Annotated in this window: 20 protein-coding genes; 5 read left to right on the top strand and 15 right to left on the bottom strand. The window is 46.4% G+C overall.

Going from position 1 to position 22518, the window contains the following annotated elements; genetic code table 11:
• Positions 1–18: 18 nt before the first annotated feature.
• Complete coding sequence (locus ACKFKH_RS01210; protein ID WP_446856395.1) at positions 19–873, top strand: cyanophycinase; 855 nt, start codon at positions 19–21, stop codon at positions 871–873.
• Between the two features lie 516 nt (positions 874–1389).
• On the top strand, positions 1390–2061 hold the full coding sequence (locus ACKFKH_RS01205) for a LabA-like NYN domain-containing protein (RefSeq protein ID WP_446856394.1): 672 nt from the start codon (positions 1390–1392) through the stop codon (positions 2059–2061).
• A 113-nt stretch (positions 2062–2174) separates the two neighbouring features.
• Here the strand turns inward: ACKFKH_RS01205 and ACKFKH_RS01200 are convergent, their stop codons facing one another.
• Both ACKFKH_RS01200 and ACKFKH_RS01195 read right to left on the bottom strand, forming a co-directional pair.
• Entirely contained in the window at positions 2175–3071 is an 897-nt protein-coding gene (locus ACKFKH_RS01200) for a cation diffusion facilitator family transporter (protein WP_446856393.1), read from the bottom strand.
• A gap of 297 nt (positions 3072–3368) precedes the next feature.
• The gene (locus ACKFKH_RS01195) at positions 3369–4985 is read right to left on the bottom strand and encodes a C2 family cysteine protease (protein ID WP_446856392.1); all 1617 of its coding nucleotides are present in this window, start codon (positions 4983–4985) and stop codon (positions 3369–3371) included.
• A 147-nt stretch (positions 4986–5132) separates the two neighbouring features.
• Between ACKFKH_RS01195 and ACKFKH_RS01190 the strand changes: the two genes are divergently transcribed.
• Positions 5133–5474, top strand: coding sequence for a hypothetical protein (locus tag ACKFKH_RS01190; RefSeq protein WP_446856391.1), 342 nt, complete (start codon positions 5133–5135; stop codon positions 5472–5474).
• An 82-nt stretch (positions 5475–5556) separates the two neighbouring features.
• On the opposite strand, the gene ACKFKH_RS01185 is transcribed toward ACKFKH_RS01190, so the two are convergent.
• The 3 genes from ACKFKH_RS01185 to ACKFKH_RS01175 form a co-directional block, all read right to left on the bottom strand.
• Positions 5557–5775 carry a hypothetical protein gene (locus tag ACKFKH_RS01185; protein WP_446856390.1) on the bottom strand — a complete coding sequence of 73 codons (219 nt, stop codon included), beginning with the start codon at positions 5773–5775 and terminating at the stop codon, positions 5557–5559.
• A gap of 133 nt (positions 5776–5908) precedes the next feature.
• Positions 5909–6550 carry a ribonuclease H-like domain-containing protein gene (locus ACKFKH_RS01180; RefSeq protein WP_446856389.1) on the bottom strand — a complete coding sequence of 214 codons (642 nt, stop codon included), beginning with the start codon at positions 6548–6550 and terminating at the stop codon, positions 5909–5911.
• 105 nt (positions 6551–6655) lie between these two features.
• Positions 6656–7195, bottom strand: a complete 540-nt coding sequence (locus tag ACKFKH_RS01175; protein WP_446856388.1) for a CAP domain-containing protein — start codon at positions 7193–7195, stop codon at positions 6656–6658.
• A 406-nt stretch (positions 7196–7601) separates the two neighbouring features.
• On the opposite strand from ACKFKH_RS01175, the gene ACKFKH_RS01170 reads away from it, so the two are divergent.
• Entirely contained in the window at positions 7602–7928 is a 327-nt protein-coding gene (locus ACKFKH_RS01170; RefSeq protein WP_446856387.1) for a hypothetical protein, read from the top strand.
• Here the strand turns inward: ACKFKH_RS01170 and ACKFKH_RS01165 are convergent.
• From ACKFKH_RS01165 to ACKFKH_RS01120, 10 genes are all read right to left on the bottom strand, one after another.
• Complete coding sequence (locus ACKFKH_RS01165) at positions 7925–9568, bottom strand: ArnT family glycosyltransferase (protein WP_446856386.1); 1644 nt, start codon at positions 9566–9568, stop codon at positions 7925–7927. The two genes, ACKFKH_RS01170 and ACKFKH_RS01165, sit on opposite strands and share 4 nt — an antisense overlap.
• Positions 9568–11298 (bottom strand): ArnT family glycosyltransferase, encoded by a 1731-nt coding sequence (locus tag ACKFKH_RS01160; RefSeq protein WP_446856385.1) that lies wholly within the window; start codon positions 11296–11298, stop codon positions 9568–9570. The genes ACKFKH_RS01165 and ACKFKH_RS01160 overlap by 1 nt, the downstream gene beginning before the upstream one ends.
• Before the next feature lie 402 nt (positions 11299–11700).
• The gene (nadA, locus tag ACKFKH_RS01155) at positions 11701–12672 is read right to left on the bottom strand and encodes a quinolinate synthase NadA (RefSeq protein WP_446856384.1); all 972 of its coding nucleotides are present in this window, start codon (positions 12670–12672) and stop codon (positions 11701–11703) included.
• 392 nt (positions 12673–13064) lie between these two features.
• Positions 13065–14168, bottom strand: a complete 1104-nt coding sequence (locus ACKFKH_RS01150; RefSeq protein ID WP_446856383.1) for a glycosyltransferase family 2 protein — start codon at positions 14166–14168, stop codon at positions 13065–13067.
• A 159-nt stretch (positions 14169–14327) separates the two neighbouring features.
• Positions 14328–15305 carry a glycosyltransferase family 2 protein gene (locus ACKFKH_RS01145; protein ID WP_446856382.1) on the bottom strand — a complete coding sequence of 326 codons (978 nt, stop codon included), beginning with the start codon at positions 15303–15305 and terminating at the stop codon, positions 14328–14330.
• A gap of 235 nt (positions 15306–15540) precedes the next feature.
• A complete protein-coding gene (locus ACKFKH_RS01140) occupies positions 15541–16626 on the bottom strand; it encodes a glycosyltransferase family A protein (RefSeq protein ID WP_446856381.1) in 1086 nt (361 codons plus the stop codon).
• An 11-nt stretch (positions 16627–16637) separates the two neighbouring features.
• Complete coding sequence (locus ACKFKH_RS01135) at positions 16638–17945, bottom strand: ABC transporter ATP-binding protein (protein ID WP_446856380.1); 1308 nt, start codon at positions 17943–17945, stop codon at positions 16638–16640.
• Positions 17942–18829, bottom strand: coding sequence for an ABC transporter permease (locus ACKFKH_RS01130; RefSeq protein WP_446856379.1), 888 nt, complete (start codon positions 18827–18829; stop codon positions 17942–17944). Before ACKFKH_RS01130 ends, ACKFKH_RS01135 begins: the two co-directional genes overlap by 4 nt.
• 674 nt (positions 18830–19503) lie before the next feature.
• Positions 19504–19878, bottom strand: coding sequence for a hypothetical protein (locus ACKFKH_RS01125; protein WP_446856378.1), 375 nt, complete (start codon positions 19876–19878; stop codon positions 19504–19506).
• Between the two features lie 482 nt (positions 19879–20360).
• Positions 20361–20909, bottom strand: coding sequence for an RNA 2'-phosphotransferase (locus ACKFKH_RS01120; RefSeq protein WP_446856377.1), 549 nt, complete (start codon positions 20907–20909; stop codon positions 20361–20363).
• Positions 20910–21129: 220 nt separating this feature from the next.
• On the opposite strand from ACKFKH_RS01120, the gene ACKFKH_RS01115 reads away from it, so the two are divergent.
• Positions 21130–22458 carry a D-alanyl-D-alanine carboxypeptidase gene (locus ACKFKH_RS01115; RefSeq protein ID WP_446856376.1) on the top strand — a complete coding sequence of 443 codons (1329 nt, stop codon included), beginning with the start codon at positions 21130–21132 and terminating at the stop codon, positions 22456–22458.
• The last annotated feature ends 60 nt before the right edge of the window (positions 22459–22518 follow it).

Raw genomic sequence — 22518 nt, 5'->3', positions numbered from 1 at the left:
CACAAATTCGGAGGCAGCATGGTCGCAAATCAGGTGCAAGAGGCAGCAGAAACTGAACCTCAAGAAAGTGTCGCATTGCCCGAAACACACGGACAGCTAGTAATCATTGGTGGGGCAGAAGACAAAGAAGGAGATTGCAAAATCCTGCGGGAATTTGTGCGGCGATCGGGCGGTCTGCAAGCGCGACTTGTGATCATGACTGTTGCAACAGGATTGCCCGGAGAAGTTGGCACCCAATACACCGAACTTTTTGAGGGAATGGGCGTTGCGAGCGTCAAAGTTTTGGACAATGCCAAACCAGAAGATGCCAGTGACCCAAGAGCGTTGGAACTGATCGAGCAAGCAACGGGTGTCTTTTTTACGGGAGGCAATCAGGCACGGATCACCGAGTTGCTCAAAGACACAGAACTGGAAGCCTTGTTGCATAAGCGGTTTTCAGAAGGCATTGTGATTGCGGGGACGAGTGCAGGCGCGGCGATGATGCCCGACATGATGATTGTTGAAGGCGAATCAGAAACCAATCCTCGGATGGAAGTTGCCCAAATGGATCGGGGCATGGGCTTTTTGCCAGGTGTGGTGGTCGATCAACACTTTGCCCAACGCGGCAGAATTGGCCGTCTCCTATCAGCCGTTGCTCAACAACCTGTTAATCTAGGATTTGGCATTGATGAAAATACAGCGATCGCTATCAATGGCAAAGAGTTAGAAGTGATTGGCGAAGGGGCAGTGACGATTGTGGATGTTGCCAACATCACTCATAACAACGTTGATGAACTTCTCAAAGATGAGCCACTTGCTTTGTGTGGTGCCACGTTGCACATTCTGCCCCAAGGCTACAAATTTGACTTAGAGAAGCGGCAGCCGATCGACTAGTCAGCAGTGAGTTGATAGGCAACTTCATAGCAAGCTGACAAGTTAAATTCAACATCTCCTCAGACCCCTGGTTTCATCAAGAAGTCGGGGATCTGTTTATGTGAAAGGTTTGATTTACTAATCAGTCATATTAAGTCGGATTAAGCCGGACTAATACTTAAGAAATAATAAGATTTGTGTGTTTGTATCAAACGATGCTAGAGACTGTTAGGGAAATCAAGTAATAGATAAAAAAAGATAAGAACTGTTCAATTTCTTTAAACGCAATTTAGGAGAAGTTTAACCGACTCTTCAATTCTCCGTTTAGGATAGACTGTGAACACGATTCTAAAGGCAGGGTTTGACCTATTCGGAGTTTGAGTCCTGGACAGTTTCTCCTACTTCCTTTTCAAAAACGAGCCACTCTTGAAGTTCTGTGCCTATTTCAGTTCACTGTCATGTTTACTTTATTATTTTAACGGCGAATTTTCCATCCATGAGTTCGATCGAAATGCCGCTCTAAAGGAGTCATTCAAAATGCAGCTAGTTCCACGACCACGACGGGATGGAGAGTCCTCTAAAAAGTTTGAATCTGATCATCCGCCAAATCAACCCTGGATTGCGTTTACCGAGCAGTCAAAGGTGGGAGATGACAGACGCTCTCGTGACCTGCAAACTGGAATTTTGCGCGATCGCTACACCGATGACGCTTTAGATTATCGCGAGTCTGATCGCGTGGTGATTTTGGTTGATGGCTCCAATCTGTTTTATGCGGCTTCTCAACTCAATTTAGAAATCGATTATGCGCGGCTGCTGGCTTATTTAACCAAAAATCGTCGTCTGGTGCGGGCTTATTTTTACACGGGGGTCGATCGCTCCAACGAAAAGCAGCAAGGGTTTTTACATTGGATGCGGCGCAACGGCTATCGAGTGGTTACTAAAGATTTAATCCAGCTTCCAGATGGTTCCAAAAAGGCGAATCTGGATATTGAGATTGCGATCGATATGCTGACATTGGCGGCTCACTGCGACACGATGATTTTGCTCAGTGGCGATGGCGATTTGACTTATGCAGTCAATCAAATTAGCTATCAAGGTGTGCAAATCGAAGTGGTTAGCTTGCGTTCGATGACCAATGATACGTTGATTAACGTTGCTGATTCCTACATCGATCTCGAAACCATTCGCCAAGATATTCAAAGACTGTAGTCAAAAGTGTGGCGGTCTTGTTGGGTGATCGGGGTTGTGGGGCAGTCGATCGACTCCTTCCAACTCTCCTAAACCCAAACTGTGGTGTGACTATTCGCAGACGAGTCTTACGATCACGCCTCATAGCTAATGTGATCTGACTGATAAGCGGGTGGCTCTACGTGAATCAGGACTCTGACAGGACTGTACTTTTCCGCCAGCCGGGTTTCGACTTCTTCGGTAATGTGGTGCGCCGTCTCGACATCTTGAGCATCCACAATCAGGTGCATTTCAATAAAAGATTGACGACCGACCACTCCCCGCGAAGCAATGTCATGACAATTTAGGACTCCAGGCACCTGCGTTGCAGTTTCGTAAATCGCTTCGGGCGCGATCGCCATCTCATCCACTAGCCAGGGCAAATTTTGGCGCAGCACTGACCATCCACTCGTAAAAACCAGAATCGCCACCGGAAAAGACAACGCCACATCCAGCCATTGCCAGTTAAACGCCCAGATCCCAATCAAACCAGCCAACACGCTAATCGTCACCCACACGTCGCTCATGGTGTGTTGGGCATCCGCAATCAAAATCGGACTGCTGACCCGTTTTCCTTCTCCCCGCTCATAGAATGCCACAAAGATATTCACGCCCAAAACCAGCAATAGTAGCCAGAGTTCGGTTGCAGAGATTTGAATGGGTTTGTTGGTGCCAATCAGCCGTTCGATCGCGCCTTGAATAATCTCAAAACAAGCAATTCCTAGAAAGGCAGAAATGCCTAGTGCGCCGACCGCCTCAAACTTTTGGTGTCCGTAGGGATGGTCACGATCGGGCTGAGGAGATGAAAAGCGACTGGCAATCAATCCTAAAATATTATTAGCGCTATCGGTGAGGCTATGAAGGGCATCCGCCAGCAGACTCAGCGACCCTGTTGAGTATCCAACGACGGTTTTGAGCGCCATGACAAGTAGGTTGAGCAGTAGAGTAACGACTAATACTTTGCGTACTGTCGATCGATTGTCCAGAATCACAAGATCCACCTGATACCGTTTAGTTGCTATGACGATTAGTGTAGAACAGAGCGGGCTAAAAAATCCTGAAGTCTTGACTGCTTATAGATTTCAGCTTTCTATAGCGTGTGTGAACTCTTGAGGCTACTGTCAACTAGCGATCGAGCAAGACGGTTAAAAGCGCAAGTCTTTGTGATTGAGAGGCTGTTTCTTTATGTGTATCTTTGTCATTTAAGAAAGTGTTGTTTTCTTTCTTGAGCAACTTAGAATCTATCAATAGGCGGAGCTATCGCTGTTGTCTTCATTTCGTTAAACCTGTCAAGAGACGGTTGTAAAATCCCAACTGTTGAAGTTATCTGCAATCTGTTTGCGTGTGACTTCGATTTGAGTGCCCCAGGGATTGTAAAGCTGAAAGCGATCGCTGATGGCGTTGTAGTTGAGAAGTGTGTAAGAGTGATTGGCCGCAATGCCATACTCAACCGTCGCTCTTGTGTTGAGTGCAACCATGCTGACAGCGTTCATTAAGCTGATCAGATGATTGGCATTATTGGGTTGGGTGTGACTGCTCGTAGTGCGTCCTGTCAGTTGTGTCAGCGTGTCGTCTGGCCAACCATAGTTGATTCCACTGGCGTTGGTAAAAGTGGCTGTGGTCGCAATCGTTTTACCGTTGTAAGAGTTGCTGTTGTCTTGACCAATCCAGCCTGATTCATTGAGTTGAGCATAGGCTTTCTCGATGAGGGCGACCCATAGTTCGTTATTAGGATTGGTGAAGTGACCACCCCCCCAACTAGCAAAGGCCGCCGCTCCTTCGGGACGAACGGGCAGAAAGCGATCGACCGTCACATAATCTGCAACGCCCTTGTTAAAAAAGCGAACCGTGTAAGTGTCGTCTCGATTGTCAATCAACATGCTGAGAATGATATTAGGAGCGCGCAACGCAACCGCCCCCAACGCCGAAAGCAAGTAGCAGTTTGATACATCTTGCTGCACGATATCTTGGTAGCTGATTCCGTTTTGAAAGAGATCGCCATTTACAGATTCGTATTGATAAGTTGTGGTGCGATCGTAGGAAAGCGCGATCGGACGATCCTGTCCCAAAAACCATTTGCCGATCAGACGATCGAGTTGTCCAGCGCTGCTGTTGGCATAGAGACTGCCGATTCCGGAGCGCAGATTGGCGGGTTCACTGTAGACGACTTTGTTGGCAAGAACCTTGACGTATTCTGGCATTCCAAACTGAGCCGCATGAGTCACGATCGCTCTCAAGTCGGTCAATTCTGTAAGGTCGATCGTGCTGTAGTCTTTGGTTTCTCGAAGCAGCGTAATCATGTCGTTGCGATTGAGGGAGCCGTCTGCAAACAGTAAGTAGCGCGCTTCGCCAATCAGTCCTGCGTCGCGTAAGTTAGTACTAAACCAATCGCCTTCGGAAACGCTGAGATGATAGCGAGTGTCACCGCTAAATTGTTTGACTTGTACAAAGTAAGTTCCGATAGATAACTCTGCGCCAATTAATTCGGCAACACTGCCCCGTTGAAGAGAATTAACAATAGAATCACTGTCGTCTACAATTTTATTACCGTTAGTATCGCGGACTAATTGAATATCTGCGTCACTAGCCAACCCAGTTAAGGTAATGCTGGCAGAAATGCTGGAAGTAACGCTAAATCGATAGTTGTCTAAGGGATTGCGATCGCTCACATCACCCCTTAATATGCGAGTCCCGGCTAGCGTTCCCAAGTCCATCTCCTGAGTAGAGACCCCAGGCTGAACTGAACCTCCCACACCGGACTGAGAAGCAGCACTCACCGCAAGAGCAGTCTGTAGCGGAGCATCACAACTCCAGAAACTCAAGGGGTTGGCATTAAGTTGGAGGCGATCCGATGTGGGCATCTGTTCTTTCCTTGTATGAGCGATCGGGGCTGATTTGCGACTCATTTTTTAGCTTCACAAATCTAGTTAAGCCTTCCCCCTATTTTCAATAACAGCACAGGTTTGGGAGAAAATGAAAAAACGGAAATCAAAAAAGACATTTCTAGAAGCCCGATCGCCGTACCATAAAAGAAAGATTTATCGCTTTATGCCATGACATCCCTGACTCTAAATTTAATCGAAGGTTCTGTTACTTTTCGGTTTACCCCCGAAGCCGCTGCCGACCTAAAGGGAGCGATCGCTCAACTGATGGAAAGCCTGAAAGCCACCGCTACCAGGACTCCCGGCACTAGAGCAACGCCCCAAAAGCCGATGGAATATCGCTACACGGGCGATGTTTTTCTAGAAATCTTCTGCAACCCCAATATTTGGCCTACTCCATTCGCCGCCAAAGTGCTGATTACATTGAGGGACGATCGGATTCGCATCACCACCGAAGCTGAACTAAGTCGGATCATTGACGATCTCAACCAGTATATGGAACAATCCAGCTAAATTCTAAGTTGAAAGCAAAAAGCCTCCCTTAGACTGATCTTAGAGAAGCTTTTGCAGGCATTTGTATATATTTGGAGTGGCTCTACTCCATTGGAGAGATGTCGGTTTCAACATGCCAATGCTCGTCACTGTCATTGTTTGGCGGATCGCCCTCGACAATTAAATAGCTCCAACAATACTTTTCGCGCTGTGCTCCAAGGATATAACCAGGTCTTCGGTTTACTTGAACTTTTTGCCCAAAGTGAAACTTGGGTACTGTGAAGGAAATGACTGAGTTATCGATTTGGATGGGTTCGATCATATTACATCAGAAGGATTTCTATTAAGCCTCTTGTTAGTGAATCTGTAAGAGGTCTAGTTATCGTTCCCAATCTGTAAGAGTTTCAGCCTCGGTGCCAGAAATTCGTCATCAGTGGGATGTTTGAAGATTTTTGTTAATGCTCGAAGATGTTTTGATATTGCAATAAGTCCAGCGACGCAAAGACGGGAAGACATTGGAAACACTGTTCAGCCAGGTCTAGTCGCTCCTCTCGCTCTAGCATGGTGATTAACTTTTGCCGAGCGCTGATCAAATAGCGGACATCATTCGCCGCATAGCGAAGTTGGGCTTCAGATAAATTCATCGCGTTGCCCCAATCAGAGCTTCCAGCACTCTTGTCTAACTCCACCCCCTCCAACTCCTGAATCAGATCCTTAAGACCATGACGCGGCGCATAAGTGCGAATTAGCTTGCTGGCAATTTTTGTACAAAAGATAGGATTGACCTGAATGCCCAAATGATGGCGCAGCGTCGTGATATCGAATCGGGCAAAGTGAAAGATTTTTGTAATGTGAGGCGCTTCTAGAAGCTGTTTGAGATGAGGCGCTTGAGTTTGACCTCGATCGATTCGCACGACCGTCACCCGATCGCTAGCATCACAGAGTTGAACGAGACAAAGCCGATCGCGCAGAGGCAACAACCCCATCGTTTCGGTATCAACGGCCAGCGCGTCTGTCTGCAAATAAGTCTCCAGCATGTCAGCGGAGAGATCGCCCGTGTAAATTTGAAAATCGTTTTGAAAATCGTTGGAGTCCATAAAAAAGAGTAGGAATCGGGAGGGAGATGCTGCCCTGCTGTGATTTGCCCGATTATTCTAGTCCTTTTTGATTCCCTAAGCTCCCTTTCCTACTCCCAATTTGTACTATCCACGGATAAACAACTGCGTAAAGTAGATCTCATTTTTGGCATTTTTGCTTACGCCAATCCCGGTGAGATTGAATTGCCCCTGAATGTTTCTCAGATGCCCCGGACTCTTGAGCCAGCCTTGTACAGCCTGAGTTGCCGGATCTTTGTAGCCCATGTTGTAGGCCACATTTTCGGCGGCAGCCCGATAAGCGATCGTCTTACCAATTTCTTGAATGCGCTGGTCAAAGCCTTGATGACCAAAAGACACCCTTCCACTCGCCATATTTTGGCTATGAAGCCTCGCCTGCTGAGTGATAGAAGAATCCAGCTTTAGGGCGGGTAGTTTGCGAGTGGCGCGATATTGGTTGATCTGCTTGAGAATGGATTGCTCCATCGCGGCTAATGATGGATCGGCTTGAGCAATCAGTTTGGGTGCTGTAGAAGTAGCCTGCGGCAGTGTGGCCGGAGTAAAGCTATGAGCACACTGAGTCAGGCTCAAATTGCTTGCGATCGCTATCGTGCCGATCGTGACTCCAGACAAAAGGTTTTTCAGCATGGACAGCCCTTTTATACAACTTAACGGTTGACGTATCGAGAATTTACAGGTTCCCGCTTTGTAATGATAGTCACTTAGTCGAGTGTGGAATTACAGGTGAAAAAAGAGCTACTTCTGACAGGCCGACTGTTTTTTAGAAGTTTTTTAGAGATCAATTAGTAGAACGATCGCAAGTCTTAAAAGCTTCACAGTTCTAGGAATTAAATCACGTAAATCTGCTTAAGTGGAAACCCCAATTTGTTATTTCAAAGCCAACAAACCTGAAAAGAAATTATTCCTTAAGTTATAGGGATTTGTTTTTTAGTTCATGAATAATTAAGGATATACTTTGATCCACCCAATCTACTAACTCGAAATGCTCAAAGCTGATTTTTTGACCTCATCGCTCTTTTCCCAGAGGATTTCATTGATTAGTAGATTAGACTCTGTTTTAGGAATTGCCACCTTTAATTTAGAGGGGTTGCCTCAATGCTATTTTGCCACCGAAGACAACCCCAATCTGATGTGGATTCAAACCGCCTTTCAAACGTTGGGACTGCGATCGCTGCTCTCACTAGGTGACTTTGACCACGCGATCGTTTATGGACAAAATCATTGCATTCTGCTCGTTCAGCAACCTCAGACGTATGTAGCAGTTTTGCTGCCCGCGACCGTCAAAGTTTCGAGTGATTGGATTGAGTGGGCCCAAAAGTTTGAAATTAACGAACTGAGCGATCGCTTTCAAGCAAGCTAAGACCTTACGCCACCTGCCGGACGAGGATAAGGTTTGACTAAGGTTTCTCCGCGATAGACATAGAAGGTTTCAACAACAATTCCACCCCGTCTGAGTGGCACTTCTCCTAACTTTTGAAAGGTCTTGAAATAAGGCACAAATTCAGCCGCCGAGTCTTCTCGCTTCTGGTATTGACTTGAGGTGATATATAGCCCAGTTTTGCCGATCCATTCTGTTGCGGTTGACCAAAATGCAAACCCGCGCACGTCTCTTTGATCAAAACAAGTCATTGGAATCGGGGCCAAAGGTGTCAACGCCATTGCCACATGTCCTGATAGATGAAAGCGATTGCTAAACATAAAGTCGGCCGATTTGAGCGCCGCCAAAAGCTGTGGAGAATTGGCAAACTCTCGCCGTAATTGCTGAATATCTACCAGCTCGATCGACGCATCTTCTTCTGGCTTGAGAAATCCTCCCCAAAATGCGGTATTGCTGGGAGTCTGTAGCGTGCCAAAACTGACGTGAGAGAGGGCGATCAGGAGTAGGGTGAAGATGACGATCGCTGACCCATTTAGCCATCGTTTCGTTAATTTTGGATGCCATTGTTGCCAGAGTGCGGCCTGTTGACCCAGCAGCGGGGTGGCGGCAAAAAATCCGGGCATTGTCCAGGTGGGCAAGATTTGCTGATAGCCTCCGATCAGGGTGAAGCTGAGGAAGGCGGGGACGGAAATCCAGAGGAGAAAGCGGGATGGGAGGGAGGAGGGAGGAGGGAGGAGGGAGGAGGGAGGAGGGAGGGGGCGGACGAGTCCCTTAAGGGATACCCACCAGAGCGGCAGTCCGAAGGTTGGAAACAGGTAGGCTGACTGAATGAGGGCAGTTTTGATGACGTTGGGAATGCTGTAACCTTTGGAGGGAATGCCACGGTTACTTTGGAAGCGAAAAGATACCCAATCGTGTTGCCCATTCCAATACAAAATGGGTGAAATCGTTAATAGAAACAATCCAAAACTAAGAAGTGTCCAGGGCGATTTTAGAGCGATGCGGTGAGGTGAACTAGTTAACACAAATGCCAGCAGACCAAAGCCTAACAAAAAGCCATGATACTTTCCTAAACATGCGAAGCCGACGAGCAATCCGATCAGCGCTAATCGATAAGTGGGACGGTATATTTGTTCAGATGGAAAAAATTCGCAAGCCGCTACCCACAAACAGAGTGACCAAAAAAACATCAACGGCCCATCGGGGAGTGTGAGAATGCCGAAGCCGATTTGAAAGATGGGAATGCAGGAGGCGATCGCCAATGTCCACCAGCCGGCCTTCTGAGAAAATAACTGGACGGTGGCTCGGTAGAGAAAGTACAGCGTTGCGGTGTAGAGTAGCAGTCCCCCTAATCGAATCGTAAATTGTGAGACGCTGCCTGTAAGCCAGATGCCAAAAGCGGTTGTCCAGGCGACGAGGGGCGGGTGGTCAAAATAGCTCCAGTCGGGGTGCAGCGTGTAAATGTAGTAGTATGCTTCGTCAAACCCTGGAGGTAGTAAAAACGCGACGAGACTTCTAAAAACCAGCCCTCCGATCAGCAGAGTGACGATCTGCTTCGGCAGATATCTCTTTGAGATTGCCCGATTCGTTTTGTTGCTCCACCATTTTTGAATTGTTTGCATTACCGACCCAGAAAACGAACGACTTGATAAACGCCTACCTGTTTTAGCATTTCGTACTGCTGAGGTGAGATTTGGGCTTCTTGTAGCGTGCTGCTGGTTGTAATCACCAGAACTGATCGCTGTTTTGTCTGACGGAATTTTTCTAAATAAGGTGGCAGTTTGCGGGCGCGGTTGAGAAACACGATCGGTTGTTGTGTGTAAAAAACCAGACTCGGCTTCTCAAAAGAATTGGTTGCCATGACGATCGGTTCATCTGCCTGACGAATTTGCACCACCGTTTCGGCAACCTTTCTCAAAGGCAGTTGTCGCTCAATATCGATCACTCCAAAAACGGGCGTGACAAACAATAAAATGAATGCTGCGTAAGTGATTAACTGAACGCTCCAAAATCGCTGAATCTTGTGTTGAAAAATCAAAATTGTGCCTGCGATCGCGCCTCCTAACCAGATCAATAATCCAACCCAATCCAATTTTGCTTGTCGAATTCGCTCACCCAGATTGGGCATGGAGGGATCACTATCGAGCCAATTGGGACTATAAAACGCACAAACCGCCAGCGTCAAACACAATGCCAAACTGACATAGACACTCAGCTTAAACGCCCACGATTTGGACTGAGTTTGCATCTGATAATCCCACCACAGCGCGACTAGAATGGCGGCACCCGGAACGAGCGGCAAGGTGTAAGTAATGTATTTTGTGACGGCGATCGTAAAAAATCCCAGTACAGCCCCAAACCAAATTAAAGCAAACAGTCCGAGGTGTTGCGATCGCGGTTTCTGTCTCCAGTTTTGTCGAGCAAAATGACCGATCGCAGCAGGCAAATAAATCGACCAGGGAAAGAACCCCGCCAGCACAATCAAAATGTGAAAGTACCACGGGCCTTGATGTTGGTTGACGACACTGGTGAAGCGATCGACGTTATGCACCCCAAAAAACGAGTCTACAAAAGCCGCTCCATTTTGAAGATAGGCCGCCCCATACCACGGCACACTCAACCCTAAAAAGATCAGCATCCCCGGCAAAAGTTTAAGCTCTCTCAGCCCTTCTCGCAGCTTGCCCACACAAAACAGAAAGAGAAGCACGATCGCTCCCGGCAGCACAATTCCCACGGGCCCTTTGGTCAAGACTGCCAGCGCCATCAGGGTATAGAACGTCAGATAAAAACGCGCTTGAAGTTGGGGGCGATCGACCTGAAGATATCCCAAAAAGAAGGCAAACAGCGATCCTCCAAAGCAAACACTCAACACCATATCTGAGTAGCCCAATCGCCCAAAAAAGAATGACTGAAGATTGAGCGCACAGATGGCGGAGCCGAGGTAGGGGAGGGAGGAGGGAGGAGGGAGGAGGGAGGAGGGAGGTTCGTTGGCTTTGCGATGGATGTTGAGAATGTGGAAGCAGAAGGCTGTGAGGAGCGTGCCAGCGAGGGCGGAGGGGAGCCGGGCGGCCCATTCGTTGACTCCGATCGTTTTGAAGCCGATCGCTATCAGCCAGTAGATTAGCGGTGGCTTGTCAAATCGGGTGACTTCGTTGAAATAAGGCGTGATCCAGTTTCCGGTGACGGTCATCTGACGGGCGGCTTCGACAAAGAGCGGTTCTGTTTCGTCGAGTAATCCCGTGCTGCCGAGTCGATCAAAAAAGACCAGCCAACTCAAAAGCAAGACCCAGAGAATGGGGACGATCGCCTGCCATCTGGGTTTAGAAATTTGCGCGTCAAAACTGCCCTTCATGAAATCTACCAGCCATCCAGTAAGCGGTAGTCTGACATGGAATCAAGCCATTTGGAACCGTGAACAGACATTTCGGTGATGTGATCCGCTAGAGAAAATGTGAGGAATAAACCTGCTAAATAGATCCGTCTAGCCTATGTGCAAACAAGACTTACCCGTTGAGGCGCATTCCCCAGTCTGCGAAGGCTGACTTTGTTCTTATCGCAGCGGTTTTAACTGCCAAGCTCATCTGCGGTTGTCAATCCGGCCAGTTCCCTAGATCCCCCACGAGTGAGGGACTTTGATTTGGAAATCTTGCGTTAAAGTTCCCAAAAGTTGGGAGGTTGGGGCGGCGGAAGCGCTTTACAACGAAGCGAAAAGACTTCATCGAACTGACGCTACTTCAAACACTCATTTCTAACATCAAACACTCATTTCTAACATTCGCTGCATCGGTCGGAGGGCCGCGAGTCGAGTGGCTTCGGGTAAGGTGATTTCTGGGGTGCGGTTTTTCATGGCGAGATACAGCTTCTCTAACGTATTGAGACGCATGTGGGGGCACTCATTGCAGGCACAGTTGCTCATCGGTGGAGCAGGAATAAACTGCTTGTCGGGGGCGGCTTTTGCCATCTGGTGAAGAATGCCTGCCTCGGTCGCCACAATAAAAGACGGACTCGCACTTTGCTGACAATACTTCAATAACGCCGTTGTCGAACCGATGAAATTTGCATGACGCAAAACAGCAGGTTCACATTCTGGGTGAGCAATCACCTCAGCGTCAGGATATTGAATCTGAAGTTGCACCATTTTCTTTTCTGAAAACGTCTCATGCACCATACAGCTTCCTTGCCACAGCACCAGATCGCGTCCAGATTGCTCACTGACATACTTGCCGAGATTGCGATCGGGCGCAAAAATAATCGGCTGATCGACTGGAATCTGACGCACGATCGACACCGCATTGGCGCTAGTGCAAATAATGTCACTCATCGCCTTAATGTCTGCCGTGCAATTTATATAAGAAATTACCAAATGATCGGGATGTTTTGCCTTAAATTCAGCAAAGGCATCCGGCGGGCAGCTATCGGCCAGAGAACACCCCGCATTCAAATCAGGCAGTAAAACGAGCTTGTTGGGGTTGAGAATTTTGGCTGTTTCTGCCATGAAATGCACCCCTGCAAAGACGATCACATCCGCGTCTGTCTGAGCGGCCTGCTGCGAAAGCCCCAGCGAATCGCCTAAGAAGTCAGCCACGTCTTGAATATCGGGGTCTTGATAGTAGTGCGCCAAAATGACTGCATTGAGTTCGCGCTTGAGGTCTGCGATCGCCTCAAACAAATCATGAGGCAAATCATGAGGCAAACGAACCGTTGGAGAGGAAAGCTGAGTAAACACGATGGCGATCGGTTGAATAAAAGACCTGTGTTCCTGTTATTATAGTTTAATTCACCAAAACTAACAAGTTTACTTTTATCTAAACCTACCAACTCGCTCAAAACTCAGTTCACATCTGTCCAGAAATACGGACTAGAAAGAGCAGTCCCTTTGGGGTGATTAAATGAACATAGGATGATTAAATGAACAGCATTGGCTGAACATAACTTCGCCAATCCTACGATGCGAATACTTGGTACAAATCCTTGGTTGGGTGAAATCGAACCCAAGTGAACCTATGCCAAATGTGCCCTTGTCGAATCAAAACTCAAATCAACCACACGAGACTTGAAGACCAGAGTCCATAATTACTTTGAATCGGCTCTAATCGACCCACTTACACAAACGGTCTCCTAAAACTGCGCTACTTTTCTCCAAACTTTTAATAGCAATTTAGGTGCATAAGGTTTGAGAAAACTCTTAAAAGCTAGAGAAGAGTTGAGATCAGTTTTCCATCGAAACCTTATCAAATGGATAAGCTGTAACCCTTCTATAAGTTTTCTTTGAGCAAACAGATTGACGAGCAATCCTTCCAATAGTTGCCCCCAGACAACTGGCGCTAGCGGACGACTTCTAATGAAATCCCAGAAGGAATTGAGAGCTTTAATATCTCTGTGAGTCAATTCTCCGTCTACTCCTTCCGCCATTAGCCAATATTTTTGATAAGCATCGTTGTCCAGTGTCTGAAGCAAAGCCCACCAGAGTCTTTGATAGCTCGTTTCTGGAAGATAGCACTGGGTACCTGTAAGTTCTTGAACAGCATTTAGGGAAATCTTGTAAGCATATTCAAGTTGTTCTTTACGATGGATTGTAGTTATTCGCGACCTGTCATCCATCCGGCGTTTTAGTAAGATTCTAGAAATGTTTTCTAATCGAGACTGACGGCTCAAGCGCCAAAACATATCATAATCTTGGGATCTCAAAAACGTTTCGTTATAACCCCCTATGCTCTGCATGAGGGCACTCTGTGACATCAGAGTTGAATGATGCATGGGATTATTAAACAGAAAAGCTGCTTCTAATCTTTCATGCTCTGAAGGAGGATAATCCTCTCCTATTTTACTCCCTTGGGGATTGATCAACTCAACGGCCGTCCCGATCGTACCCACTTCAGGATGCATTTCCAGATAGTCAAACTGCTGACTCAAGCGATCGAGAAAAGAAATATCATCACCATCCTGACGCGCAATATACTTGCCTTTAGATAAACTCAAGCCCTTATTTAGTGACTTTGTTAGTCCTAAATTACGTTCGTTATGAAGTAATACAATCCGAGAATCTCGATCGGCATACTCAATTAAAATAGGCCAAGTGCTATCTGTAGAACAATCATTGATAATGATGAACTCAAAGTCGGTAAAGGTTTGGTTTAAGATACTGTCTACAGCTTCTCGCAAATATTGAGAGCCATTGTAGACCGACATAACGACGCTGACTTTAGGAGTTGGGTGAGACATAAAATTTACGCTATGAGTTACACGCTGTCGTAGAGGTGATATGAATTACGGTTAGCAATTGAGACTCTTTCAGAACCTGCTTTCCTTCAAACAAAACTCACTACACCCAGGCACTCATTTTTCAACAACAGGCAGTATAACTGAGGGATTTCCACGCTATTATTCAGTACTTTTTGCCGTATTGAATAATCTGAAAAAATATAGATTTAAATGAGCCTTTATATGAAAGCCGGATGCTGAAAAGGCTCCATTTAGAATTTTTAGCAGCAAATCTCTTTTTAGCAACAGAAAACTCAAGCATCCTGGTCGCTTGACGCAGTAATGAGTCCAAAGTTGCAGAGCAATCCAATATTTTTTCCAACCGCTTGAGCTACTCAATGCTTTAGAGATCAAATATTGATAATGATTGGAAAAGCTTTGTGATTTTAGGTGACGAAGAGACTCCGGAGCGCGGTTGTACGCACCTTCAATGAGTTGTAAGTAAGAGGCTTCTGACCGAAAAATATCTCGAAAGGACTTTGAGCGCATGGAGACCCGATAAAGCAAGTTAACTTTGGGAACTGAAACAAACTCATATTTTTCAGCTAACTTCACATATAAGTCTCGATCTTCGCTATGAGACAGCGACTCGTCGAATCCTCCGACTGCTTCTAAAGCCGCTCTCGCTATCAGTGAGTTAGAACCATTACCCACGATATTACTCAACAACAACTCAGCATGAACATTGCCGGAATAATTACAACGCCCACCTATTCCGATTAATTTGCCAGATTCATCAATTCGATCGAACCAGCTATAGGCAACTGCTGCCTTCACAGGAGGTTGTAAAGCCTTCCATTGATTTGACAGATTATCAGGCAACCACAAATCATCTGAATCGAGAAATGCAATCCATTCGCCAGAAGCTTGAGCAAAACCGATATTGCGGCTAGCCGCAGCATTACCCTTGTCACACACAATGACCTTAATCCGAGGATCTGGTTTCGCTGAAACAATCTCGAAGGTCGAGTCTGAAGACCGATCGATGACAACAATGACCTCGATATCTGAGAAAGTTTGATGGAGCACTGAATCAACAGTTTCTCCGATCGTAGCTTCCGCGTTGTAGGCAGGAATAACAACTGAAATGGTCGTCATGGCTTACTCACCTATTTCTTACAACCAATAATCTAGTGATGAACTAGGCATTGTTTTATGCAGGATTGCTGTTCTATGAGAGATTTAAGCGATCGCAGCCCTTGATTTAAGGCTTGGTCAGTTGAAGAGGATGGTTGAGAAATTTTTGACCCACGATAGGATTTTTCCAAACATCCCCAAGGCGACTAGAGTTTTTTCAGCGGTGAGTTGCCCTTATCGAAACTGTTTTGCAAACCTACGAAAATTGGGAGACATCTTCATGGGTGACAGTCTCTTTATTTTCTGATTCTCCTGAGAAAGTGTAATAAAGATTCAAGATCAAGTTGAAATTCAAGTATGTAGCGACCTTACCCAAGATAAACACCATCTCAAACAACAACACAATGGGAAGCGCTAGAGGAAATAATAAAATCCGGGTCTTATCCTCACGCAGCACAGAGCGAACTTGCGGTAGGTTAAGGGGCTTGATGCTCAAGATACTCGATAGAATTCCGCACACGCGCTCAAATGGACTCAGTGTAAAAGATGTTGAGAGGTTGGTGATTTTAGAATCTTGCGTGAGGGAGGCTTTGATACACTCTCTGATAACGCTGTCGCGCCCCTTTAGCAAGTACCGCCAAGTTATAAATCCCACTGTAGGAGGCTCATGTAGGGCCTGAGCTTGGGGGCGCTTTATGATCTTCTCCTGGTGGAAACGCTGTAAAAAGTGATGATGAATGTTGCAGTTACCCCGATATAGCGGTAGAGATGTTGGAATTGGATTGCTTAGTAGAAAAGCTCGACGAAAAGCAACATTATTCAGAAAGTAGCTATCAGAAATATAAGTGTCGCTTTGATTAGACAATCGAGGAAAGAAATAATGCAGAGCGATCGCTAGTTCGTAGATAGATCGAATAGGAGTCGTCGTTTCTCCAGCAACCATATTGATGTCTGGATACTGATTAAAGCTGACGAGAAGGTCTCTTAGCCAGTTTGGTGTGTAGACACAATCAGAATCGCAATAAATGACAATATCGCCTGTAGCAAGCGATGCACCCAGCATTTTCGCTGCATAATAGCCAATATGAGGGGCAGGGTGAACTTGAATCCACGGATAATTTGAGCATATTTCTGCAATCAATTCTGGTGGTGCATCGCCGCTATCAATAATCAAAAATTCGTTGGCTTGCTCTAGCGAAATATCTTGAGTGACCAGGGAGTTTAAGCTCCGATAAATGTTATCAAGCTCAACGCTGGAGAGGTTTTCGGTTTCAAAGACAAGAGAAAACGTTGGAAGTGTAGATTCTCTGGGGCTTGTTGAGATTACGTTTGACAATTGCATAATACTCTCCTTTATTTGGCAACAAAAACATTCCAGCTTCTAGGTTGATAAAAAAGTGACCTGCCGATCGCGTCTTGACCTGGCTCAACAGTAAAGCGAAAAGATTCTACTGCATCTAAATGAAACAGCTTATCTTTCTTGACATATACATCCATTAAGTAGTCTCCAAGTTTGAGTCCGAGATAGGGCATTTGTAGTTGGATTTCGTACTCTCCTGGCAGCAACTCGATCGGAATAGAGTCATTGAAACTATTCAGTGAAAGCATCATCTCTCCGCCTTCTGTTAGACCTTTGATGGCGATCGTAATACTCACATTGGTTAAACTATCTAGAACCTTTGCTTGAATACCAATAGAAGTTGCACAACCACTAATCGGCTTTTCAACGACTATGTTATTTTCATCTCTAAAGACGATTCCTTGAATATCGAAACCGACAGTGGGGCGTTTTTTTAGGGCAGGTATCCCAATAAGACTGGCATCTATTTCGGCATCGATAAACAGATCTTGTTCATAATGGCTCATCACCGAGGCAACAGGCCCCATACTCTTGAGATGCCCTTTGGCAAAATAAACGGCTTCATCACAAACCGTGAGTATGGAGTGGGCATTGTGGCTAACCAGAATAAAAGCTGTGCCATTTTGACGAAGTTCATGTAGTTTTTGGAAACACTTTCCCCGAAAACGGCTGTCTCCAACTGCCAGGACTTCATCAATCAAGAGAATTTCTGGATTTGTATGGATTGCACTAGCAAAGCCCAATCGGGCTGCCATCCCAGAGCTATAGCTTTGTAGTGGAGACTCGATCGCTTCCCCAATCTCAGCAAATTCAACGACCTCCTCAAACCGCTCATCAATTTCCTTCTGGGTCAATCCTAAAATGGACATATTCGCATAGATGTTTTCTCGTCCAGTTAAAATCGGATTAAACCCTGCGCCCAATGCAATGAGTGGTGCAACTCGTCCATTGACGGTTACCGTCCCTGCGTCTGGGTTGATCAGTCCAGCAATCACCCGCAGAATGGTTGACTTTCCACTACCGTTTTTACCGACAAGACCTAGAGCCTCACCTCGTCGCAGTTGAAAACTTATATCTTTCAGCGCCCAAAATTCTTGCTTGCGTAATTCATTCTTGTGACCACCCCGCGAACCTACTAATTCTGAGGCGATATCTTGCATTCCATACAGCAAGGAGAGTTTCAAATTACGGCAAAACTTCTTTGATACCCCATTGACAGACAAGACAATATCGTCATCGCTGGAGGGCGCTAGAATTGCCACCTCTTGAGCAGCATTTTTAGAAAGTGGTGTAATGTTCATGCACTCATTCGTTCAATAACATAAGGCATTGCTAACCGATAGATCACCCAAGCAACCAATAAGCCAACTAGTGCAAATCCACTCACGATCCAAAATCCAACTGGATCTGAGACTACCCCAGTGGTTGGTAGTTCCCGAATTGTGATCAGTAATGGTGTGACTGGGTTTAAGCGAACTACTGACCCAAACCAACCCGCTTGAGGAACTGGATAGATAACTGGAGTTAGCAGCATCCAGGGAGCCGTAATGATCGGGAGTACCTTTGAAATATCACCATAAAGCGTCCCTAGGGGGGCTAACAAAAGCCCGATCGCCGTCCCCAACATTACCAGGTGAACTAACGCGACTGGAGCTAACCAAGCACTCCAAGTTACAGGAATTTTGAACCAGAGAAATAACCCAAGAATTAGAATAAGCTTAATCGCGAAGTTGAAAAACACTTCACCCAACTTTGCTAAAACAATTGCCTCACGAGGAAAATTAATCTTTGCCAGCATTTGCTTGGCTTGTCCGACTGCTGCGATCGGCCCATTCAATGCTTCTACAAAAGTTTGCCAGATAGTCATGCTAAACATCACATAAGCGGGATAGGGCAGATCTGTCTCACTAATATTGATGACTCCACTATTTCGAGCAAGCACTAGTCCCAGCGATGTGACCAAGGGTGGTACAAATGCCCAAAACACCCCTAGAAACGATTGGCGATACTGAGCACTAAGATCTCGTATCAGCAAGCGCCAGGCTAGTTCCCGCGAAGCGAGAAGATCTCGACCCATCTCCCGGAACAACTTTATTGGCCGACGAATTCGACTATCAGTAGAGTAAGAAACCCGCTGAGAAGAACGACGACGCATGTAGGCTCCAGGTTGATTTCGATGATTCATAATTTCAACACAGGAATAAAGGCTTAATAGTGACAGTGTTTGATGACCAGTCGCAGATGAAAGAAGTTCAAATTTAAGTAAGTTATACCAATGCCATATGAACTTACACAAAACTTAAATAACGATAACCCTTGTCAGTGGAGGAATTTTCTATTAAGCTTGTGGAGAGCCAGTATCAGTGAGCACATCATTAGATAAACTTCAACTAAAATTACTGAAGGTGAATGTAGTTAGAGATTGTTCTATCTACTCTTCTCTTAGCATTTCTTTTGTCAGGGCATTCATGAATATCTTCACCCAAGAGAACTTAGGGGTGTTTCTGAGCCTTGCAACTTAAATTAGGATCGCTGTAGTAATGGCACTTATCCTTTGACCTGCCTCAATCTGATATAGATTCTGATATAGATATTGATTCTCAGCCCCTTTGCAAATATTTTCATCTCTAAACCTAACTTCTTCAATTTTAAACAAGATCAGGATTAATCTTGCAGAATCACCGAGGATTTGTGGATAGGTTGTCAGATACCCCTCTTGAATCACTTTGGGCGAAGTAAACAGCCCTCTAAATGCTGAAAAGCCTCTCCAGCAAGCTGTCTAGCATTTGCACTGCATTTACTACTCTCTTGAAGGAACAGAAACAAATTGTGAATGCTAAAACGTTCACTGAGAAAGAGTTACATCGTTTTTGAGTAATTTTGCTTCGTCTGGAGTGATAGTAGAGGAGTATGTTCCAGATGATCGCCCTTGGCCTTGAGGACAGGGTGATTTTCATTCTCGGTTTTCCACCGACTTCTCCCGACACTGACGACTTGCGGTACGGTTTCGGCAGTAAGGTCGTGATTGGTGACAAAGGCATTAGAGTACAGCACTTTCCCATCGGATTCGCGCAGTAGGGTCACTAGAAACGATTCGCATTGCATCAAGAACACTGAAAACGCTCCGAGCATCACGTCGCTCAATCGGTAGCGTGTCGCGTTGCTCGCTTGACAGGGATCTCGAATCTCGCTGACCGCCTTGCAGAGATCGCCCAGCAATTTTTCAAAGCTCAAGGCCGGGGGGTATGGTTCTGCGGTTCCCTCTCCTTGGGGAGAGGGCTAGGGTGAGGGTGAAATTTCGAAGTTATTTAATCCACGATCCTTAGTACAACGATAGAACGATCGTAGGATGAGCAAAATTTTACAGATTCACTCATCCTAGATTCGGTTATGGAACACTTAGAAAAGTGATTGAGCCAAACACTCGTGATTGAATCACTTAATCGATCTGGAATCTACCAGCTAATGCTTAGAACTAATCCTTAGAAAACAAAAGACAGCAGTTTTTGTACTTCATAGACTATAAAAAGCATCCCGTTTGAAGAAATAAATCCAACTCACCGTAGAATGCTTTAAGATCACATGAAATCACTCAATGCACACACTTAAACAAAAGCTCATTTCAGCCTAACTTCTACGATCGCTCACCCCAATCACCTCACCAAAACCCGCATCCCGTCTGATGATCAACAAGTCCCGATCGTCACCTGGCTAGCTCACTTTTGCAGCACTAAAAACTCTGGAGGTACAAAATCCACCAGCCACACATCATTCTCAGAACAGTAGAAAGTAAAGTTTGCCGCCTGCATTCTCGCCGCATCAACTACAAAAATAATCGGGCGACCCTTTCGACTACCGACTTTGCGAGCAGTTTCGAGATCTGAGGAAAGGTGAACGTGATGGCGGGCCATTTTGAGTAATCCCGATCGCACGATCGCTTCCTCTAACGGTGCGCCTGTCCCGTGATACAGCACGTCTGGCGGAATCTGAGGTTCTAGCTGCAAATCGACGGCGACACTGTGCCCCTGGTTGGCTCGAATCAGCGTGCCTGTAGGATCGATCGCAAATCGCTGCTTGTCACTTTTGGCAACCACTTCTTGCAACTCAGTCAGAGCGATCGGAAACTGATGGGCGGTGCAGGCTGAGAGAAGATCGGCGATCGTCACCCATCCCCCCGGCATCAAGGTTAAGCCAAGTCGTTCTGGCTGGTGACGCAGATGTTTGCTGAGATATTTGCTGACTTTAACCAGGCGTGAGTTTTCCATTGTCCAGGGTGGGGAGCGATCTGACTACATTTATACTACAAACAACTACAAATTGCATCCCAATCCAGCGTGTAAGATCACCAGAGTTCATTAGCTTCTGAGATCAAGCAAACTGATCCAATTAGTACAAATTAGTACAAACGACCGCCTAACATAGTCAAAGAAGCGTTGCACAATGTTGATGTTGTAGCGATGCCCCTTGTTGTCAGAAAAAACCGCTATGTCAAATTCTCGTTCTTTCGCCATGCTTTTGGGACTGCTGCTGGCCACGGTGGGCTGTTCTGTTGTGGAATCGTCTAAACCTGCCTCTGAGTTACCGACCCCGGTTTCTTCTCCAGCGGTCAGCCAGCAGCCTTTACCCTCGTTGACGATCGCTCCCACAACAGCGCCCGATCCTCAGACCAGCAAGGCCATTGAGCAATATCTGAGCAAGCTCACTACCCAAGGCTTTTCAGCAAAATCTCACGGCGTTTGGATGCAGTCAGGCAGCACTTTGTTGGCCAATCATCAAGGCACCACACCGCTCCCGGCGGCTTCTTTGACCAAGGTTGCGACTTCTTTAGCGGCTCTACAAACCTTTGGCCCCGACCACCGATTTGAAACACAGATTGGCACCACAGGCACGATCAAGAATGGCATTCTCAAAGGCGATCTGATTGTGCAGGGCGGGCAAGATCCGTTTTTTGTATGGGAAGAAGCGATCGCGGTGGGCAATCTGCTCAACAAGCTGCAAATCCGACGAGTTACGGGCAATCTCATCGTCGTGAACGGATTTTATATGAACTATGAGTTAGACCCGCAAAAGTCAGGTGCCCTGCTCAAAGAAGGAATCAACGCCCAAAGTTGGTCAGCAGACGCGCAAACTCAATATCAAACCCTGCCTCCTGGTACGCCTCGCCCTCAAGTCGCGATCGCTGGCTCGGTCAAAGTGGCATCCTCGGTGCCCGCTAATACAAAACCGCTGGCGCGTCATCGATCGCTGCCGTTGGCTGAGTTGCTCAAAAAAATGAATCGCTATAGCAATAATCTGATGGCGGAGATCATCGCTAGTTCGGTTGGGGGGGCAAACGTTGTGGCCTCGAAGGCGGCTGAAGCGGCTGGCGTTTCTCAAAGTGAAATTTTGCTGGTCAACGGATCTGGTCTAGCGGTTGAAAATCGGATTTCTCCGCGTGCCGTTTGTGCGATGTTTTTGGCAATCGATCGCTCACTCCAACCCATGAAGCTGACGGTTGCAGATATTTTCACGATCGTAGGCAAAGATACAGGCATTCTCGACGAGCGTAAGCTGCCTGCGTTGGCAGTGACAAAATCGGGCAGTCTCAATGAGGTGAGTGCGTTGGCGGGTGCCTTACCAACCCAAAAACAGGGCGTTGTCTGGTTTGTAATTATGAATGGCGGCGGCGCAAATTTAGAAGGATTTCGATCGCAGCAAGAGACGATTTTACAAACCCTAATGCGCCAATGGGGAACAGTGCAATCTTCGCCCGCAGAGCTATCGGCCAATGGAGAGCGATCGACCCAAACTTCGCTGAGTGAGGCGGTTAATTAGCGTTATAAATTGACGGACTAACTAACATTATTAAGTTAAGAATGTAGTGAGTTGAGAACG

The sequence above is a fragment of the Phormidesmis sp. 146-20 genome, from assembly GCF_052939475.1.
Note: the sequence above shows the minus strand (reverse complement) of the source record. Positions and strands in the feature narration are given on the sequence as shown.

What these genes read in the sequence shown, in the direction of transcription:
- ACKFKH_RS01210 (WP_446856395.1), top strand. Translation starts at nt 19, where the DNA reads ATGGTCGCAAATCAGGTGCAAGAGGCAGCAGAAACTGAACCTCAAGAA.
- ACKFKH_RS01115 (WP_446856376.1), top strand. Translation starts at nt 21,130, where the DNA reads ATGTCAAATTCTCGTTCTTTCGCCATGCTTTTGGGACTGCTGCTGGCC.
- ACKFKH_RS01205 (WP_446856394.1), top strand. Translation starts at nt 1,390, where the DNA reads ATGCAGCTAGTTCCACGACCACGACGGGATGGAGAGTCCTCTAAAAAG.
- ACKFKH_RS01160 (WP_446856385.1), bottom strand. Translation starts at nt 11,298, where the DNA reads ATGAAGGGCAGTTTTGACGCGCAAATTTCTAAACCCAGATGGCAGGCG.
- ACKFKH_RS01185 (WP_446856390.1), bottom strand. Translation starts at nt 5,775, where the DNA reads ATGATCGAACCCATCCAAATCGATAACTCAGTCATTTCCTTCACAGTA.
- ACKFKH_RS01150 (WP_446856383.1), bottom strand. Translation starts at nt 14,168, where the DNA reads ATGTCTCACCCAACTCCTAAAGTCAGCGTCGTTATGTCGGTCTACAAT.
- ACKFKH_RS01180 (WP_446856389.1), bottom strand. Translation starts at nt 6,550, where the DNA reads ATGGACTCCAACGATTTTCAAAACGATTTTCAAATTTACACGGGCGAT.
- ACKFKH_RS01130 (WP_446856379.1), bottom strand. Translation starts at nt 18,829, where the DNA reads ATGAATCATCGAAATCAACCTGGAGCCTACATGCGTCGTCGTTCTTCT.
- ACKFKH_RS01165 (WP_446856386.1), bottom strand. Translation starts at nt 9,568, where the DNA reads ATGCAAACAATTCAAAAATGGTGGAGCAACAAAACGAATCGGGCAATC.
- ACKFKH_RS01140 (WP_446856381.1), bottom strand. Translation starts at nt 16,626, where the DNA reads ATGCAATTGTCAAACGTAATCTCAACAAGCCCCAGAGAATCTACACTT.
- ACKFKH_RS01175 (WP_446856388.1), bottom strand. Translation starts at nt 7,195, where the DNA reads ATGCTGAAAAACCTTTTGTCTGGAGTCACGATCGGCACGATAGCGATC.
- ACKFKH_RS01145 (WP_446856382.1), bottom strand. Translation starts at nt 15,305, where the DNA reads ATGACGACCATTTCAGTTGTTATTCCTGCCTACAACGCGGAAGCTACG.
- ACKFKH_RS01120 (WP_446856377.1), bottom strand. Translation starts at nt 20,909, where the DNA reads ATGGAAAACTCACGCCTGGTTAAAGTCAGCAAATATCTCAGCAAACAT.
- ACKFKH_RS01195 (WP_446856392.1), bottom strand. Translation starts at nt 4,985, where the DNA reads ATGAGTCGCAAATCAGCCCCGATCGCTCATACAAGGAAAGAACAGATG.
- ACKFKH_RS01135 (WP_446856380.1), bottom strand. Translation starts at nt 17,945, where the DNA reads ATGAACATTACACCACTTTCTAAAAATGCTGCTCAAGAGGTGGCAATT.
- ACKFKH_RS01190 (WP_446856391.1), top strand. Translation starts at nt 5,133, where the DNA reads ATGACATCCCTGACTCTAAATTTAATCGAAGGTTCTGTTACTTTTCGG.